This is a genomic window from Aeromonas sp. QDB62 (genome assembly GCF_027705695.1).
GTDB classification, from domain to species: Bacteria; Pseudomonadota; Gammaproteobacteria; order Enterobacterales; family Aeromonadaceae; genus Aeromonas; species Aeromonas allosaccharophila.
This window is the reverse complement of the sequence record NZ_JAPDCD010000022.1, coordinates 1-18,370: the sequence shown is the minus strand read 5'-3', so window position 1 is coordinate 18,370 and position 18,370 is coordinate 1. Positions and strand designations below refer to the sequence as shown.

The window sequence follows — 18,370 nt, the reverse complement described above, 5'->3', positions numbered from 1 at the left end:
TGTCCCTCACAACATCTCGCCGCTCCGCACAATAAAGAGAACCGGCCCCGCAGGATGCAACGACATCATCGGCGGGGCAAAGGGGCAAAGGGGCAAAGTTGACTGACTAGACCCGAAACTGCTTGAGCAGGGTGTCGAGCTGGGCCGACAACTGGCGCAGATCGCTGCTGGCTTCGGCAACCTGTGCCACTCTGGCTGCACTCTCGCTGTTGAGCGTCGCAATGCGGTTGACGCTGTGACTGACCGCCTCCGCCACCGAGTGCTGCTCTTCCGATGCCTGGGCGATATACATATTCATCTCGCGGATCAGGCTGACCTGATTTTTTATCTTCTCCACCGAAGCCTGCACATCTGCCGCCTCGGCACCGGCCCGGGAGGCCTTCTCCTGGCTCTGTTGCATTCCGGCCCCGACATTCTGGGTCGCTTGCTGCAGCCGCTTGATGCTGGCACTGATCTCTTCCGTTGACTGGCGGGTACGGCCTGACAGGGTGCGCACTTCATCCGCCACCACCGCAAATCCGCGCCCCTGATCGCCCGCGCGGGCCGCCTCGATGGCGGCATTGAGGGCAAGTAAATTGGTCTGTTCGGCAATGCCGTTGATCACTTCTATGATGGTGCCGATGCTGCTGCTCTCGGTCGATAGGGTGCGCATCAGCGTAGCGACCCGCTCCACCTCACCCACCAGCTGATGGATCGCCTCATTGGCATGGCCCGCCAGATGGTAACCCTGCTCCACATAGTGATTGGCCTCATCGGTGGCGCCGGAGGTTTTCACCGCGTTGCCAGCCACCTCCTGCACCGCCTGACTCATTTCGGTAATGGCGGTGGCGACCTGATCCAGCTCGGACTGCTGGGCGTCACTGCCAATACGGGTATCTGCCGAGAGCGTGTCGCAGCGTTCGGCATTTTGCAGCACTCCGGCGGACAGCTCATTAATCTCCGCCACCATATCCTGCAGCTTGGCAATAAAGTGGTTGATGTTGGTGGCCAGCGTCCCCATCTCATCCTGACGGTTGATCTTGAGTCGCCGGGTCAGATCCCCCTCCCCTCTGGCCAAGTCAAATACCGCCTGATTCATCTGATGAAGTGGCCTCAGCACATTGCGGTGAATCAGCACCATCAGCAACGCGATGATGCAGAGATCGAGCACCAGGATCTGCCAGACGGTGGTAAGCAACTGCTGGCGCAAGTGGGCCTGAATGGCGGCATCACTGGTTTGCACCAGCAATCGGGCCACGGTGTTTTTCTGGCCGCTGTCGTCATAGACCAGATCATATCCCCCATAGGCAGAGATATCGGCAGGCATGGCCGTCACGGGGGTAATGGCGCCCGCCGTGTCACGGGCAAACCCGGCCACCAGCTTCTCCTTGTTGACCACCAGTAAAGCGCTGAGGATGTCGGCCGCCAGCTCGGACTTGAGCGATGCCTCGATGAAGGTCGATTCATAATTCCACAGCGGGCCGGGCAGGGAGAGCTGCAGCCGGCCGATGGCCTGTTCGACCAGCGCACTCTGTTTGCTATAGCTCTCCGCTCTGGCGGCGTTGTAGTTGTAGGCACCAAACAACACCAGCAGCAGACTCACCGACAGGGAGGTCAACACGGCAATCCTGAACGTCAGACTTTTCCAATCCATGGCTTCCTCCCGGTTTTTACGGCAGCCGGCGCAGTGCCCTTGCGTGACACTTGCTATTGGTACTGTTACTGGTACTTGGCATTGATCTTGTCGATGGTGCCATCCGCCTTCATGGCGGCCAGGATCTCGTTGAGCCTGGTGATGAGCTCATCGGGCGTATCCTTGTTAAACGCCAAGCTCATCTGGGTTTCCTTGAACACGAAGACCTGCTTGGGACTGGCGACTTTCTCCTTGTTGGCCAGATAGGGGGCCAGATACTGGCCGGTAGCCCAGAGATCGATGCGGCCTGCCTCCAGTTTCTTCACGTTGGCGGTGTCGTTGGCCGCCAGCTGCAACTTGGTGAATCCCTGCGCCTTGAGATACTCGGCCGCCGCATCGCCGTTATAGCCCCCCACCGAATACTGCTTGGCATCGTCCAGCGAAGAGACGGTGATATTGGCGGTCGAACTGGAGAAGAAGACCCAGTTGTTATTGACCAGTGGCCCGACCCACTTGAACAGCGCTTCCCGCTCCGGGGTACGGGTCGTGGAGTAGAGGGCGGTATTGGGGGTGCCCAGGGTATCTTCGTACGCCCGTTTCCATGGCATCAGGGTCAGCTTGTATTCGACCCCGGCACGCTTGAACAGCTCTTCGACCACCTCGGTCGACAGCCCGACAATCTTGCCCCCCTCCCCCTGCATGTTGAAAGGCGGGTAATCCTCGGTCATCACGTTCAATGGCGCCGCCTGAACCGCGCTCATCGCCATCATGGAAGAGACTGAAAAAATTGCACTTTTCCACAGCAGTTGATAGTTCATTGCAACCTCGCTTTGCTTGCCATTCATCCCTGAACATCCGCCGTTACCGATGGCGGTGCACGTCTGACCCGCCGGGGTCATGCCGGCTTTCACGGCTCGCCGCCCACCCATGTGCAGCAGCAAACAGATCCGGATTTGGCCAGCGCGCGATAAAACACCACTGGCGAGAGAGGCTCACAACACATCGAGGTGGAAAACATGCCAGAGCAGCATGAGAGAAGCGTGTGGACAGGGGCGGAAAAACCGGTGCCGTGCAACAGCGCCGTGGCAGAGAAGGGGCGCATCGTTCCATGACAGGGGTTTGGGAGAGAAATGATTGAAAACGCCAACATCCATTTTCTCATACAGCTCAAGGAGACCTCAGAGCCAAACCTGTCCTTTAGCTAAGGTCACGAAAAGAGATACGTCAAATGAGAGTGCTAACCTCCTCATCTGCTTCCAGATTACCTTCCTGATGGGCTCAGCCAAGCCGAAAACAGGCGCAAGAGACCCGAAAAACAGAAGGCCACCGCGAGGTGGCCTTCTCCAAATCAACGATGAACGTCTGGCGACACTCAATCCTTGGCAGCCTCCATCACACCCTCTTCGGAGTGTGCCGGCAGGATCAGGTTGAGCAGGATGGCGGCAACGGAGGCCAGACCAACACCGGCCAGCGCGAAGTCACCAATCTTCATCTCCAGCGCCCCGACACCCACGGTCAGGGTTACGGCGACGATGGCGATATTGCGTGACAGCCCCAGATCCACCTTGGATTCCACCAGCGTCTTGAGACCGATGGCGGCGATGGACCCGAACAGCAGCAGCATGATGCCGCCCATCACCGGCATCGGGATGGAGGTGAGCAGCGCATTGAACTTGCCGAAGAAGGCCAGAATGATGGCAAACACGGCAGCCCAGGTCATGGTGACCGGATTGAAGTTGCGGGTGATCATCACGGCACCGGTCACTTCGGCGTAGGTGGTCACGGGTGGGCCACCGATGAAACCGGCGAAGCAGACACCGATACCGTCACCGGCCAGCGTACGATGCAAACCCGGGTTCTTGGTGTAGTCCTGCCCGGTTACCCCACCGATGGCCAGCACACCACCGATATGCTCGATACAGGGGGCAATCGCTACCGGCAGCATAAACAGGGCGGCGGCCCAGTTTATCTCCGGCGTTTCGAAGTGAGGCAGCGCCAGCCAGGGAGTGTTGATCAGGCCGTCGAAGTTCACCTGGCCCATCAGCACGGCAGATACATAACCGGCAATCACACCGCACAGGATGGGGATCAACTTGATCCAGCCCTTGCAGAACACCGCTGCAATCAGGGTCACCGCCAGCGAGATACCGGCCAGCGTCAGCGCAGTTCCCGCAGGCACCACCTGCTCACCACCGGCACGGCCCATCGCCATGTTGCAGGCAACCTGCGCCACCGAGAGGCCGATCACCATGATCACCGGGCCAATCACCACGGGCGGCAGCAATTTGTGCACAAAGCCCATGCCCCGCACGCGAATGAGTGCGGCCAGGATGAAGTACATGAAACCGGCGGCAAACAGGCCAAACATGGTGGATGGCAATCCCCAGGTCTGGGTGGCGTAGATGATGGGGGCGATGAAGGCAAAGCTGGAACCGAGGAAAATCGGGACCTGGCGGCGGGTGCAGAGCTGGAACAACAGGGTGCCCACACCGGCGCCAAGCAGGGCCATGGAGGGGTTCAGTCCGGTGAGCAGGGGCACCAGAACCATGGCACCGAAGGCGACAAACAGGATTTGCAGCCCGGCGACACTTTGCTTGACTAAGGAAAACATGGATGTCCTTAATTTTTTGATAACTGATTGGGATATTTATCACTTTTCAGTTATCACAAGACTTTTTCAAGGCACAAAATGAACACAAACGCGTCACTTGTTACCTTTTACTGCTTGGGGAGGGCATGAAACTGGCTTTTTAGGCGGGATTCGTTGCTACAAGCATCGAGTATGCGATTTTACGCATTATTGTGGCGAACGCCAATCGTTTTTCTGCCCGGTTTATTGAGATTGAATTCAACAGGGTGATGTTGTGTACGCCAAGTGGAGAAAACCACGGGGACTTGACCCCGATGCTGACAAGCTCACTATCTGGCTACCCGCTCTGGCAACCAAAACCGGAACACTGCGGTAAAAAAGGGGGATGGCCATGCCATCCCCCTTTACTATCAATGTGTTAGTGAAATCCGTGTGCGACCTATACCCGACGATAGGGCAGATAAACCGGCTCCCACATGTGGTGGAGGATATGCTGCTGCAGATCCTGACCGATCAGCGAATGGGAGGGATCCCGGCGCACGATATCTTTTAGCACCGCGGTCGCCACATGCACCGAAATGCTGCGCAGCTCGCGAATTCGCGGATAGACGGAGCCCTGTGCCAAATCCTCCTCGCTCACGCATTCAGCCAGCGCAAAGGCGGCGGTGGTGAAGATATCCGGGGTGATCTCGCGGATCTGGCTAACAATCGCCGCCAGCCCCACACCGGGGAAGATAAAGACGTTGTTGCCCTGACCGATACGGTAATCCTTGCCCTCAAAAGCGACATCCTTGAACGGGCTACCGGTGGCGACGATAGCCTTGCCGTTGCTCCAGCGGTAGATATCCTCCGGCAGCGCTTCACAGTTGGCGGTCGGGTTGGAGAGCGGGAACACCATGGGGCGCTCGCAGTGCTTTTGCAGCAACTGGATATGCTCTTCCTTGAAGGCACCACCCGAGCCGCTGGTTCCCAGCAACACAGTGATGGGCACGTGGCGCAGCACATCGGCCAGATTGGCCTTGCCCGCCACCTCGGTATCCCAGCCCGCCAGCAGCAGACCCGGCTTGGCATAGCGGCGTTTGTATTCGTCGAGCCCTTCGCGGTTGTCACACACCAACCCCTGGGTATCCAGGATATAGATGCGATCACGGGCCGCCTGCGGATCCATCCCCTCGCGGATCATCCCCGCGCAGATCTGATCCGCAACCCCGACCCCGCCAGCACCGGCGCCATAGACCAGATAGTTCTGCTGACCGAGGGTTTCCCCCTTGACCTTGACCGCGCCGATGATACCGGCCAGCACCACGGCACCGGTGCCCTGAATGTCATCGTTGAACGACGGCAGCGCCTGCTGGTAGCGGGCCAGATTGTTGAAGGCGTTGGATTTGCTGAAGTCTTCCCACTGCAGTACGGCATTGGGGAAGTGACGCTTGACCCCCTGCACGAACTTGTCGATGAAATCTTCATATTCCTTGCCACGAATGCGCTTATGCGGGCGGCCCAGATACATGGGGTCATCGAGCAGTTTCTGGTTGTCGGTGCCCACATCCAGCGCGATGGGCATGCAGCAGGCAGGATGGATCCCGGCCCCCAGGGTATAGAGCGCCAGCTTGCCGATGGGGATCCCCATGCCGCCGACCCCCTGGTCGCCGATCCCCAGAATGCCCTGGCTGTCGGTCACGACGATAATGCGGATCGACTTGGCATCGAAGTGACGGGCCTGGATCCCCATGTCATCCACGTTGTCGGGAGTGATATAGAGACCACGCGGCTTCTGGAAGCGGTGGCTGAACTCCTGACAAGCCTTGCCGACGGTCGGGGTATAGATGTAGGGAGTCATCTCCTCCACATGGCGCGACAACAGAGCGTAGAAGAGGGTTTCGTTGCGATCCTGCAGCGCCCGCAGGTTCTGGTATTTTTCGATGTCGCTGCAGGCGCTCTTGAACCCTTCATAAACCCGTTCGAGCTGGGCTTCAAAGGTTTGCACCTGAGGGGGCAACAGGCCGTCAAGATCGAAATCGGCCCGCTCCTGTTCGGTGAAGGCAGTGCCCTTGTTGAGGTATCGATTGTTGAGCAGATCGGTGCCGGTCAGTGCTACGGGGCGAAAAGCCTGTCCCTGAGCATCTTTCCACAGCAGATATTGTCCGGTAGCCATAGTCATTCTCTTTGATTTACGTGAAATTGCCGTTCGGCAGGAGAGTAAGACTCATAATGAAATCAATCATATGACGTTTAATCGATCGGTTTTGTGAGCTTGGGCATACCCTGCGGCCAAAATAGGCGCCCGGCGCCCTCGGCGAGACAAATATCCACGGCAAGGAATGAGACTCATGTTAGCATTGCGGACAACCCAACCCCCTTAACCGCATTCCAGCCGGGAGTGACCCTGATGCCCTCGACTCTGCCAGCCTGCGCCCCCTTCTTGTTGCCATGCGCCTGATCCCGCTGCTTGCTCTGTGGTTGTGTCTGACCTGCCAGTCGGCTCTCGCCGCACCGGGGCGGGCGCTCAATATCATCGTCGGCGAGTGGCCCCCCTTTGTCTCGGAGCAGTCGAAACAGCACGGTCCGGTGGCCCATCTCATCCGCGATCTGTTCAAGGAGGCGGGCTATGAAGTGACGTTTCACTTCGCCCCCTGGGGTCGGGTCTATTCGCTGGCGGCCAACAGCCAGCTCTACGACGCCACCGCGGTCTGGATGTACAAGCCGGAGCGGGAACAGGATTTTCTGTTCAGCGAGGCGGTGCTGCAGGAGCAGTTTGTCTTCTTCTCCCTCAAATCACGGCAGCTGCAGGCCGAGCGCCTTGAGCAGATCATCGGCATGCGGTTGGGGGGCGATATTGCCTACAGCTACGGGCCCGAGCTGGACAAGATGGTGGCCGACGGCAAGGTAACCCAACAGAAAGTCACCGACGTGAAACAGAACTTCGGCAAGCTGCTGCGCGATCGGATCGACCTCTATCCGCAAGAGCTGCGGGTCGGTCTGGCCGAACTGCAGAGCCAGCTCGATCCCGCCAGCGCGGCACTCATCACCCACAGCCAGACCCCTTTTCTGCGCAACGACAGCTTCGTGATGTTCCCGCGCAAGATGCCGGATTCGACCAAATTGCGGGATCAGTTCAATCAGCAGTTGCAGCATGCCATCGCCAGCGGGCGCTATCAGCGCTATTTCGAGCGGCTGGCTCGGGGCGAATATTGACCTTGGCGAGGCAAAAACAGAGGGGATGAAACAATGGTGGCGGCCCTTTGTGGCCGCCACCGTCGTGATGCTTGTCAGCTGCTGGCATTAGCCGCTGATGCCCACCTCCAGCTTGAACGGCGTCTTGGCCTTGCTGCTCTCGGCCGCCCCCATCTGGTAGACCCGAATGGTATAAGTGCCCTTGGCGGGCAGGGTCGCCTCAAAGTTGTTCCCTTCCGTAGAGCCGATAAAGATCGCCTCCCCCTTGCTGCCTGGCGGCAGAATATTGAAGTAGGGCTTGCCGGTAAGGATCACCACCATACTCTGGCCCTTGTTGGCCGTCAGCTTGTAATCGAGGGTCTGGCTGCCCTGAATAGTGCCGTTGATGGTCGCCCCGGACTCCCCCTTCTTGAACTGCACCTGCTGGGTCTTGATCCCGTCAGCCGCCTGCGCCACGCCCGCAATACCACCGAAGAGCGCAGATGCACATACCGCTGCCAGCCATGCTTTTCTCATCATTTTTCATCCCTTGTGTGAATGGAACCCCTGTTACTGTTGCTCAAGGTGGCCCAAAAAACCATCGCCGTTTGCGGCATCGTTCAATCAATTTGCCATCACATTCGACCCGCCATCAAAAGGGGCGCCTCAGCGCCCCTTTCCTTTATGTGTTCCGTGCCAGACGGTCAGCTTGATTTGCCCGTCTTAGGCTCATCGAGGGTGTGTTTTACCTCTTCATACCAGAGGTCGTGGTGCTCCCTGGCCCAGGTCTCATCCACCTCACCGGTCACCATCCCCTCCAGTGCCCCTTCCAGCTGGAACAGGCCCATGTAGATATGGAAGATGAAACCGCAGATGAGGATCAAGGCGCCTACGATATGGATAAAGCTGGCCCACTCAATCTGGCGGCGCAGCTGGCCGAAGATGGGGAAATCGAGAAACAGCCCGGTCGCCACGACGATGCCGCCAAACCAGATCAGCAGCCAGAAGATCGCCTTCTCACCGCCGTTGGAGAAGCCCGCCGAGGGGTGACTCCCCTTGTGGGGGCCCAGCATGCCGCCTGCCTTCATAAACCACTGCACATCCACCATGTTGACGATGTTGTGGCGGAACCACTTGATGAGCACACCCATCAGGCAGAGGAAGAAGAGCGGCCCCACATAGTTGTGGAACACCTTGGCGAACCAGATCCAGTTCTCCCACACTCCGAGGCTCACCACCGGCTTGATGAAGTGCTTGCCGTAGATGATGGCCAGCCCCGACCCGGACAGGGTCAGGAACATGCCCGCCGTGGTCCAGTGCAGCGCCCGATCCAGCCTGCTCCAACGCTTGAGCTTGCGCCCGGTGCGCGGCTTGGAGAGCTTGGTCGGCCCCACTGCCCAGTACATCAGGCCGCACATGGCCAAGGACCCGAAGATGGCGATGGCACCGAGCGGCGACACCCACTTGGTCTTCACCTCGAACCAGAGCTGACCCGGCACCGAGATCAGCACCCCGTGCTCCGGTGAGCGGGAGGTGGTCACCCCCTCCTGCCCATCCTTCACCGCCCGCCAGTAGTCGGCGCCGGCAAAGCCGACCGCCTCTTTCTGCGCATCGGCGAAGCCGGGCGCGCTGAACAGCAACAAGGCCGTCAGCAGCGCTGTCAGCCAGTGTCTCATTGGCCATCCTCCTGCTTGCCAAGCTTGAGCCCCTTACCTCTGCCATCGTGAGGTTTGCTGGCGTCGCGATAGAACGCCTTATCATCCTCACCCCAGCCCGCATGAGGGGCGCCGCGATAGGCAACCCGCTCACGGAAGATGTCGGAGATAACCTGCGCATCCCCCGCCAGCAGCGCCTTGGTGGAGCAGAGCTCGGCACACATCGGCAGCTTGCCCTCGGCGATGCGGTTGGCACCGTACTTCTGGCGCTCCGCCTCGCTGTGATCCTCTTCCGGGCCACCGGCGCAGAAGGTGCACTTGTCCATCTTGCCCCGATCGCCGAAGGCGGCGGTCTTCGGGAACTGGGGCGCCCCGAACGGGCAGGCAAACAGGCAGTAGCCACAACCGATGCAGAGATCCTTGTTGTGCAGCACGATGCCGTCGTCGGTGTGATAGAAGCAGTCGGCCGGGCAGACCGCCATGCAGGGGGCGTCGGTGCAGTGCATGCAGGCGACCGAGATGGAGGTCTCCCCCGGCAGACCGTCGTTGAGGGTCACCACCCGGCGGCGCTGGATGCCCCACTCGAGGGCATCGTCGTTCTCGTTCTTGCACGCCGTCACACAGCCGTTGCACTCGATGCAGCGCTTGGTGTCACACATGAATTTCATTCTGGCCATGGGATCAGGCTCCTACTTTGCGAAAACGGCACAGGGTGACCTTGGTCTCCTGCATCTGGGTGACCGGGTCATAGCCATAGGTGGTGACTATGTTGACCGACTCCCCCAGCACATAGGGGTCAGACCCTTCCGGATATTTGGATCGCAGATCCTTGCCCTCGAAGTGACCGCCGAAGTGGAACGGCATAAAGGCGAGCCCCGGTTTGACTCGCGGGGTCACCAGCGCCTTCACCTTGACCCGGCCCCCTTCCGGCCCCTCCACCCACACATCCTGACCGTCGCGCACGCCGACGTCGTTGGCATCCGCCGGGTTCATCTCGACGAACATCTCCTGCTGCAATTCAGCCAGCCAGGGGTTGGAGCGGGTCTCGTCGCCGCCCCCCTCATACTCCACCAGACGGCCGGAGGTGAGGATGATCGGGAACTCCTTGCTGACATCCTTCTCCTGCACCGAGGCGTACTGGGTCGGCAGGCGCCACAGGCTCTTGGCATCGGGCCAGGTGGCGTAGTCTGCCAGCAAGTCGCGGCGCGGGGTGTAGAGCGGCTCGCGGTGCTTGGGCACCTGATCCGGGAAGGTCCACACCACGCAGCGCGCCTTGGCGTTGCCATACGGCACAAAGCCGTGCTTGATGGCGACCCGCTGGATACCGCCGGAGAGATCGATCTTCCAGTTCTTGCCCTCGGCCTCCTTCTTCTCGGCCTCGGTCAGTTCATCCCACCAGCCGAGCTGCTTCATCAGGTCGGCAGTGATCTCGGGATAACCGTCTTCTACTTCACTTCCCTTCGGCCAGGAGTCTTCGGCGAGCAGCGAGACGCCCTGATACTCGATGCCGAAGCGGGCGCGGAAACCGCCGCCCCCTTCCGACACCGGAATGCTGGTGTCGTAGAGGATGTGGCTGCCGGGGTGCTTCATCTCCGGGGTACCCCAGCAGGGCCAGGGCAGACCGTACACTTCGCCACTGACCGGGCCGCCCTCGGCCTTGAGGTTGGTCTTGTGGAAGGTGTGCCAGTTCTGCTGGTGCGCCTTGAGCCGCTCCGGGCTCTGGCCGGTGTAGCCCACGCTCCACATGCCGCGGTTGTATTCGCGGGTGATGTCTTCCAAGAGCGGCTGGTTGTTCTCCACCTTGATGTGCTTGAACAGCTGCTCGGCAAAGCCGAGCTTCTTGCTCAACAGATACATGATCTCGTGGTCGACCTTGGATTCGAACAAGGGTTCTATCACCTTGTCACGCCACTGCATGGAGCGGTTGGTGGCGGTGACGGAACCATAGGTTTCGAACTGGGTGGTAGCCGGCAGCAGGTAGACGCCGTCGGTGCGATCGTTCATCACCGAGGCGACGGTGGGATACGGGTCGACAATCACCATCATGTCGAGCTTTTGCATCGCCTTCTTCATCTCGGGGCCGCGAGTCTGGGAGTTGACCGCATGGCCCCAATAGAACATGGCGCGGATGTTGGAGCCCTGCTCGATGAGATCGGCGTTCTCCAGCACACCGTCCACCCAGCGGGAGACCGGAATGCCGTTGTTGTTCATCGGCAGCTTGCCGTTGTAAGCCTTGTTGTCGAAACGGGCCTTGATCCACTCGTAATCGACATCCCACACCCGGGCCCAGTGCTTCCAGGAGCCCTCTTCCAGGCCGTAGTAGCCGGGCAGGGAGTCGGAGGTGACGCCAAAGTCGGTGGCGCCCTGCACGTTGTCGTGACCACGGAAGATGTTGGTGCCCGCCCCGCTCTTGCCCACGTTGCCGAGGGCCAGTTCGAGGATGCAGTAAGCGCGGGTGTTGTTGTTGCCTGTGGTGTGCTGGGTGCCGCCCATGCACCAGACCACGCAGCCGGGGCGGTTGTCGGCCAGCAGTTTGGCGGCGCCATAGACCTGCTGTTCGTTGAGGCCGGTCACCCGCTCTACTTCGGCCGGAGTCCAGAGCGCCACCTCTTTTTGCACCTCGTCCATACCGTAGACGCGGGTGCGGATGAACTCCTTGTCTTCCCAGCCGTTCTTGAAGATGTGCCAGAGCATGCCCCAGATAAAGGCGACGTCGGTGCCCGGGCGCAGGGAGAGGTACATGTCCGCCTTGGCGGCAGTGCGGGTACGGCGCGGGTCGACCACCAGGATCTTGCAGCCGTTGCGCTCTTTCGCCAGCAGGATGTGCTGCATGGCGACCGGGTGGGCCTCCGCCGGGTTGGAGCCGATGAACATGATCGACTTGCTGTTGTGCATGTCGTTCAGGCTGTTGGTCATGGCGCCGTAGCCCCAAGTGTTGGCGACGCCAGCGACCGTGGTGGAGTGGCAGATCCGCGCCTGGTGATCCACGTTGTTGGTGCCCCAAAGCGACGCCATCTTGCGAAACAGGTAGGCCTGCTCGTTGGAGTGCTTGGCGGAGCCGAGCCAGTAGACGCTGTCGGGGCCGGACTCCTTGCGCAGGCGCAGCACCTCGTTGCCCACCTCTTCGATGGCCTGATCCCAGCTGATGCGCTGCCACTTGCCGCCCACCAGCTTCATCGGGTACTTGAGGCGACGCTCACCGTGGCCGTGCTCGCGCAGGGCCGCCCCCTTGGCGCAGTGACCGCCAAGGTTGAAGGGGTGATCAAAGGCTGGCTCCTGACCGGTCCAGACCCCGTTTTGCACCTCGGCATAGACGCCGCAACCCACCGAGCAGTGGGAACAGATGGTACGCTTCACCTCGACCGGTACCCCGGCCGCCACAGTTTTGGCTTCGGCCCGCTGCATCATGGCTGGGGCCAGCCAACCGGCGGCCACGGCGCCACCGGCCACCAGACCGGAGTTGACCATAAAGGCGCGACGGGTCAGCCCCTGACCGCGAATGGCCTTATTGCCCTGCTCGCCCACTTGGGGCTGCTCGGCACGTTTTGTCAGTTTCATGAGTTCTCCTTCACTGATCCGGCTCAGTCAGTGCCGCGCAGGGTGCGATAAAAGTCGTGAACATGGGGGGTCTCCCGATAGCCCTTGTCAGGCTCGGTGTCGTGGGTCAGCACCTCTTTGCCCACCACCCGACCGGTGGCACCGGCCAATACGCCTATGGTGGCGACCACGCCAACTCCCTTGATCAGATTGCGGCGGGACGGGTCTTTCAGCTTTTCATCGCTCATTCTTGTGACCTCTGTTGTTGTTCTTGCTGGCGCCTGCGGGCCAGCTTCGCGTCCAATGGGATATCTCGTCTGCTCGTTTGTTATGGGTGGATAAGGGCGATCAACCCGTCACCACGCAGGCGCCAAACGGCAGGCGCAATTCGTTTTCCAGCTTGAAGAAATCTTCGGCAAGGGCGCCGACCGCCCGGTAGAAGCTGCCCCCTTTCGCCTGTTGCTGATCGCGGCAGCAGGCGAGTACCCAGGGGGCAAGGTGGCGCTCATAGAAGCGGTTGCGATCCGGGTGTTGCTCACCAATCAGTACCGCCATCACCTCGCAGAGGGCGGCGAGATGATCTTCCGGCTCGCACACTCCGCTCTGGCGCTCAAAACCGAGGGACTGCAGATCTGCGCGCAGCACCGCCAGCGGCAGCTCCATCAAAGAGCCGGTGAGATACCAGGAGGCAAACGGCACAATCTCCCCGCGCCCCAGCCCGATAAAGAGATCCTGATACTCCTCGGCAAGCTCGTTTTCGTGGTGGCTACTGGCCGCCAGCTGCACCAGCCCCAGCCCTCTGGCAAAGGGGCCCGGCATAGCCTGCAACCCTTGCAGCCAGGCGAGCTGTTCGCCACGGGGGGCGGCGCGCCAGAGGCTTGCCAGCAGGGCGTAGAGATCGGCGCTGCTCTGTTCCAGTTCGGTCATGCTCAGTTCGCCAGCCTTTTCGTTATGTTGTTCACTCATCACTGGCCCTCACACCTTGAGCTGGGAGACGGGATCCGCCGCCAGCACCGCAAACACATCCTTGACCCGGCACTCCTCGCACATCAGCAGCCGCTGGGCGGCCTCGTTCTGGAAGTGGGAGTGACCGGCCAGTTTTTGCTGGATGCGGCGGATCATCGAGGCGGGCGCGAACGGTTTGGAGCAGCGAATGCAGCAGGCCGCCTCTTCGGCTTTCAGGCTCTGGACGGCGCGGCGCGCCTCGGGCACGGGTTGCAGACGGGGCACCAGCACGATGGCCTGCTCGGGGCACGCCTTTTCACACATGCCGCACTGGATGCAATCCTGCTCGATAAAGTTGAGGCCCGGCGCATGACCCACCGCATGCAGGGCGCGGCTCGGGCAGACCGCCACGCAGCCCATGCAGAGGGTGCAGTCAGATTCTTTCAGCTCCACACTGCCGTATGGGGCGCCATGAGGCACCGCCAGCGGCTCGCAGCTCCCTTCGTTGGCCCGCCAGAGGGCATCGAAGGCGGCAAACAGGTTCTCCCGTTTGTCCCCTTTCAGCGGCTTCTCCAGCAGGGCAATGGTTGGCTGGCCGGAAACAGGCTCACCAGCATCTGCGTCAACATCTGCGTCAAACAGAGCGATGCGATCGGCAGCGAGACCCGCGCCCGCCAGCAGCACGGCGGCGCTCGCCAGCTCCCGCTCAACCAATGCCCGCACGCTAGCAGGGGCATCCTCGCCCAGCACGATGCGCACCGCGCTGGCGCCATAGGCAAGGGCGGCGAACCAGCTCTCGATACCTAAACTCGCGCTCTCCTCCACCCAGACCGGCAGCCAGTTGGCGGGCAGGCGGATGAGATCGGCTTCCACCCATTCACGCTCGTTTTCACCGGCGATCAGCAGTCGAGGCACTTCGCCGCCCGCCTCCCGGTAGTGCTTGAGCAATCGGAACAGGTAGTCGCCGCTGGTGTTGGCATCGGGCTGGTGATAGGCAATCGCCCCGGTCGGACAGGCAGAGGCACAGCTGCCAAAGCCCTGACAGAGATGGGGATCGATCTGGATGCGACCATTGATGGGCTTGAGGGCATCGGTCGGGCAGACATCGAGACAGCGGCTGCAACCGGGCACGCCGCGGGCGGTAAAGGCGCAGGCCTCGGGGTCGAGGCGAAAATAGCGCGGCTTGTCGAAAATACCGGTCAGCGCACAAAGTTCTGCGAGCCGTTCGGCCAGCCCATCGTCATCAATGAGATGCAGATAGCCGACCGGCGGGCGCTCCAGCGCAAACAGCGGGGCGCGGCCCAGATCGGCCACCAGGTCAAAGCGCGGTTCGTTCCCCACCGTCGCTTGTTGTGGAAAACAGAGCGCCGCCAGATTAACCCGCTCGCCCTGCCCATTGAGGCCGGTAAGCTGGAACTGCCCCAGATACCCTGTCAGGCTCGGTTCGCGCAGGGTCAGGGCCGCGAGGGATGCGGTGGCATCGAAAATGGCTTCGAGATCTGCTGCCTCGGCATCGTGGACCGCTTCGCTCACCAGCAGAGTGGGCTTCACCCCGGCGGGCAGCAGGCTGGCGGCACGGCGAATGCGATCTTCCGGGCCGACCAGCAGCAGGCGCCCCTGACTCTGGTAAGAGACAGTGGCCGGGATCAGGTTGTCGGTCTTGACCGTATGCTGCAGGGCATAGGCGCGAGCGCGTGCGTTATGCTCGGCCGCCCCCGCCTCGCGGGCTAGATTTGGGGCCAGATTTGGGCTCAGATTTAGCAATGTTTGTTCAGTGCTCACATACACTCCTGCGCGCGCCACCTCATGGGATGGGCGCTTGTTGGTAAGCCGAGAGAGCAAGAGGCGAGCCAACTCCCCCGAAAAAAAAGTGACTGACAGGGAGTCAGGATCCTGAGGGTTCCATTCCCCCACCTTTGGTTGGGACATTTTGTCCACCAGAGGAAACCAAAATGTCCCGATCGTCGGTGTGGGTTTGAGAATGGTTATCAGCCAACTCGGGCGGCTCGGCGGCAGGTTCGCTGACAAGCGCCACCGGTTCAGCGGATCCGCTGGCCGGATTGGTCGATTCGCTCTCCGGGGCGGTTACCTGATCCACCAGCCAGTTGCGCAGCCCGGCGGTCAGGGCCGCAGGCAGCAATTCGGGCTGGCTGAAATCCTGGGTGTAGTCGTCGAGCCCATCCGGCTTGTGGCTGCGAAACATGGCCCGCAGCGCCTCCCTGTCGGGGAGTTTGGCCTTGCCCGGCTGGGCAGTTTTCAGAGGCGGTTCGCCACTCTCGGCCCCTTCAACGGCAAGGGGTTTACAGCTCCCCTTGTCAGTGCTGACTACGGGGCTATCCAGCGCAGTATCTGGAGTTTCAGCTTCGCCACTGCCTTCGATGGGGGCGGCAACCGCCTCGGGGCTAACCTCTTCCCTCGGCTGCAATACCTGATGCTTGCGCGCCTCACTCTTGCGAGACGACCAGCGCTTGAGGAACTCACTCATGGGCGCGATTTCCGCTGTCACTGCCACGCTCGCGACCATCGGGGCCGGTGGCTTTAACGGCGCCGCAGCTGGCTTGATCTACCGTATCGACACCAAGCTGATCCTGCGCCCGTCCCTTGCCCTTCTTGCCCTTGCGGCGGGCCTCCAGCAGCTCGCCGTGGCGGCCGATAAAGGCCTCCACCCAGGCTTGCAGCGCTTCGGGCAGCGGGCAGGAGAGCACCTGCCGCTCGCCATCCATATAGGCGGCAGCCACGGTCTGGCTCAGGGTGAGGCCATCGGCCACAAAGCCATTGTCCACGCGGCTTCCGGTGACAAAGAGGCGGGGCGAGCCGGAGCTCAAATTGAAGCGATAATCCCCCCGCTCATCGCGAAACAGGGTAAGGGGCAAGGCACCGGCGGCCTCGGGTTCGGCAGGATGGAGCGCCACAATCTCGAAACGGCGGCTCTGCCAGCAGCCAACCTGGCTGTCGATGGCCTTTAACTCCAGTTGCAGCCAGCGCTGCGGGGGCAAGGTATTGGTTGTCTCTTCCACTGTCACGGCTCCCATCAGAAGGTCTCTGCCGGGCCGCCTCCCCCGTGATCCACCCCGTTCGGGGCGGTTCAGAGCAGGAGATTCAGGGCGGCCACGGCCATCAATGGGATAAGACATAGCAAGAGTGGGGCCAAGGCCGGGTTTGCTGGCCGATGGGGGCTTTGCTGTAGGTTGGGGCCTTGTGCGGGACATGGGTTGGCGCGGGCGTAGGTTGGTGCAGAGCGCAGCGAAGCCCAACATGCGGCGTAAAACCAATCAGCCTGTGTATCTGATCGAGGGAATGGCAATAATCGAATAAGGCCAAATTATCCGCTTATTGCCTTTGGAAATTGCTCGCGGTAAACGTTGGGCTTCACTTCGTTCAGCACCAACCTACGATTTAGCAAAACATTCGAAATGATGTTACATAAAAAATTTCTGCACATCACTAAAAAACAATTCATCTATATTGACCCAATGACAAACCCATGGGTCTCTACATCCCTGAATTCTGTACAAGTAAATAACTTTGCATAATATTTTTGCTGTCAACTTAGTAATATCATCAAAGTATATTTCCCTAGCATCTTTCTCATAACCATATCTATCTACCATAAACGTGACTCTATTTTCTTCAATTACCAGCAGATCATTCTCGTCAAAAAGATAATCACGAATATATTCAGGAAGCGCATTTACTAAAATCATTAAATCATGAGCGTTTGCTTTATCAGGTAAAACATAACGTTTGAACTTATATGTTTCATTCAGTTGTCCATGATTACCTACCACATCAGAGTTAAAATTTTTTAAAATCATCTCAAGAGCTAACGCAGACATAACACATTTGATAGCAATTTTGTCATGAGAAGAGCGCGTAGCAACCATATAATAATCAAACGCACATTCTATCATCGGCGCTCTAAACTCTATTTTTTCAATATTACCTGCATTGCAAAACTCTATTTTTTTGCATTCTTTAATCATAAAAACCCTCAAAAATTTCTTTGTTTTAATTACTTGTATACATCATTTATATTTTCTGCCTTTTGAGTTTTTTCATCTAGTTGCAATAGAAGGTTTTTTAACTCCTTGGCATTATTGACATCTAAATAAAGCGCTTGTTCATCAAGACAAGTCCCTACAGCGCAGAATGATATAGATAAATAATGTTCAGCAGAATTTCCACTATGGAATTTGAACCTCAAAGATCCTGACGCTGTATTACCCCAAGAATTTGCCTCTCCAATTTCCTTGGTTATCAAATCACCTCTAGATCTTGCTAACTTCTCCCATTCGAAATACTTATCTATCAATTCTATATAGTTGGGAACATTTTCTTTAGAAAATCTTATTGGGCTAAAAGTGCTCCCATAATTATCTCTAAATACTGCAAGTACGATATTATCATCACTCATCTTCTCTATTGAAACGAAGGTGGGACGTTCCATATATTTCGAATATACCGAGTTGTATTCGTTAGTAACTAACCTTGTTGATATTCGAGTACTGTGTTGCACACTCGTACAGCCAGATAAAATAACAACCAACAAAATGGAAGTTAAAAATCTCATCAAAACTCCTTTTTAATCATTATCAAGCAGGGCATTTAATTTATATAAGAAAGCTTATAGTCATATGTTTATGATAATTTGTCCAGCAATGATAATAAACAAATCGGTAGCATCCCTATTGAATTTGCAATATACAACATGATGGTCTTCCTGTATTGCCATCAATCTGGAACAAAACTTGCTGTATCCCTCCCCTTAGATCCCGGCAACCGGTCGCGAGGGGCCCATGACCAGGGCGAGAGCGTGAACATATTGTTAAATTGACTTCAATTCAGCCAGCCCTGAATCCAATACCTTTTCCAGATATG

The 18,370-nt window shown here is 58.7% G+C and carries 16 protein-coding genes; 1 reads left to right on the top strand and 15 read right to left on the bottom strand.

What is annotated here, in order from left to right; genetic code table 11:
- Positions 1–106: 106 nt before the first annotated feature.
- The 4 genes from OKC27_RS12355 to OKC27_RS12340 form a co-directional block, all read right to left on the bottom strand.
- The gene (locus OKC27_RS12355) at positions 107–1,633 is read right to left on the bottom strand and encodes a methyl-accepting chemotaxis protein (RefSeq protein WP_270806335.1); all 1,527 of its coding nucleotides are present in this window, start codon (positions 1,631–1,633) and stop codon (positions 107–109) included.
- Positions 1,634–1,698: 65 nt separating this feature from the next.
- The gene (locus OKC27_RS12350) at positions 1,699–2,430 is read right to left on the bottom strand and encodes a substrate-binding periplasmic protein (RefSeq protein WP_042060596.1); all 732 of its coding nucleotides are present in this window, start codon (positions 2,428–2,430) and stop codon (positions 1,699–1,701) included.
- A gap of 554 nt (positions 2,431–2,984) precedes the next feature.
- A complete protein-coding gene (locus tag OKC27_RS12345) occupies positions 2,985–4,223 on the bottom strand; it encodes a uracil-xanthine permease family protein (RefSeq protein ID WP_042658692.1) in 1,239 nt (412 codons plus the stop codon).
- Positions 4,224–4,641: 418 nt separating this feature from the next.
- Positions 4,642–6,357: an NAD-dependent malic enzyme gene (locus tag OKC27_RS12340; RefSeq protein ID WP_042060575.1), complete on the bottom strand. Its 1,716-nt coding sequence runs from the start codon at positions 6,355–6,357 to the stop codon at positions 4,642–4,644.
- A gap of 275 nt (positions 6,358–6,632) precedes the next feature.
- Between OKC27_RS12340 and OKC27_RS12335 the strand changes: the two genes are divergently transcribed.
- Complete coding sequence (locus tag OKC27_RS12335) at positions 6,633–7,397, top strand: substrate-binding periplasmic protein (protein WP_270806334.1); 765 nt, start codon at positions 6,633–6,635, stop codon at positions 7,395–7,397.
- An 87-nt stretch (positions 7,398–7,484) separates the two neighbouring features.
- Here OKC27_RS12335 and OKC27_RS12330 read toward each other — a convergent pair whose 3' ends face one another.
- From OKC27_RS12330 to OKC27_RS12280, 11 genes are all read right to left on the bottom strand, one after another.
- Positions 7,485–7,895 (bottom strand): DNA breaking-rejoining protein, encoded by a 411-nt coding sequence (locus tag OKC27_RS12330; RefSeq protein WP_235674998.1) that lies wholly within the window; start codon positions 7,893–7,895, stop codon positions 7,485–7,487.
- A 164-nt stretch (positions 7,896–8,059) separates the two neighbouring features.
- Positions 8,060–9,031 carry a formate dehydrogenase subunit gamma gene (locus tag OKC27_RS12325; RefSeq protein ID WP_270806333.1) on the bottom strand — a complete coding sequence of 324 codons (972 nt, stop codon included), beginning with the start codon at positions 9,029–9,031 and terminating at the stop codon, positions 8,060–8,062.
- Positions 9,028–9,687: a formate dehydrogenase FDH3 subunit beta gene (gene fdh3B / locus OKC27_RS12320; RefSeq protein WP_270806332.1), complete on the bottom strand. Its 660-nt coding sequence runs from the start codon at positions 9,685–9,687 to the stop codon at positions 9,028–9,030. The genes OKC27_RS12325 and fdh3B overlap by 4 nt, the downstream gene beginning before the upstream one ends.
- Before the next feature lie 4 nt (positions 9,688–9,691).
- Positions 9,692–12,568 carry a formate dehydrogenase subunit alpha gene (locus tag OKC27_RS12315; protein ID WP_270806331.1) on the bottom strand — a complete coding sequence of 959 codons (2,877 nt, stop codon included), beginning with the start codon at positions 12,566–12,568 and terminating at the stop codon, positions 9,692–9,694.
- A gap of 23 nt (positions 12,569–12,591) precedes the next feature.
- On the bottom strand, positions 12,592–12,795 hold the full coding sequence (locus OKC27_RS12310; RefSeq protein ID WP_021229865.1) for a transcriptional initiation protein Tat: 204 nt from the start codon (positions 12,793–12,795) through the stop codon (positions 12,592–12,594).
- Between the two features lie 100 nt (positions 12,796–12,895).
- On the bottom strand, positions 12,896–13,513 hold the full coding sequence (locus OKC27_RS12305; RefSeq protein WP_270806330.1) for a TorD/DmsD family molecular chaperone: 618 nt from the start codon (positions 13,511–13,513) through the stop codon (positions 12,896–12,898).
- A 9-nt stretch (positions 13,514–13,522) separates the two neighbouring features.
- Positions 13,523–15,274 carry a 4Fe-4S binding protein gene (locus OKC27_RS12300; RefSeq protein ID WP_270806329.1) on the bottom strand — a complete coding sequence of 584 codons (1,752 nt, stop codon included), beginning with the start codon at positions 15,272–15,274 and terminating at the stop codon, positions 13,523–13,525.
- A gap of 103 nt (positions 15,275–15,377) precedes the next feature.
- Positions 15,378–15,977, bottom strand: coding sequence for a DUF3306 domain-containing protein (locus OKC27_RS12295; protein WP_270806328.1), 600 nt, complete (start codon positions 15,975–15,977; stop codon positions 15,378–15,380).
- Positions 15,970–16,524 (bottom strand): DUF3305 domain-containing protein, encoded by a 555-nt coding sequence (locus tag OKC27_RS12290; RefSeq protein WP_270806327.1) that lies wholly within the window; start codon positions 16,522–16,524, stop codon positions 15,970–15,972. The genes OKC27_RS12295 and OKC27_RS12290 overlap by 8 nt, the downstream gene beginning before the upstream one ends.
- Before the next feature lie 387 nt (positions 16,525–16,911).
- Positions 16,912–17,475, bottom strand: a complete 564-nt coding sequence (locus OKC27_RS12285) for a hypothetical protein (protein WP_270806326.1) — start codon at positions 17,473–17,475, stop codon at positions 16,912–16,914.
- A gap of 29 nt (positions 17,476–17,504) precedes the next feature.
- A complete protein-coding gene (locus OKC27_RS12280) occupies positions 17,505–18,062 on the bottom strand; it encodes a hypothetical protein (protein ID WP_270806325.1) in 558 nt (185 codons plus the stop codon).
- Between the last annotated feature and the right edge of the window lie 308 nt (positions 18,063–18,370).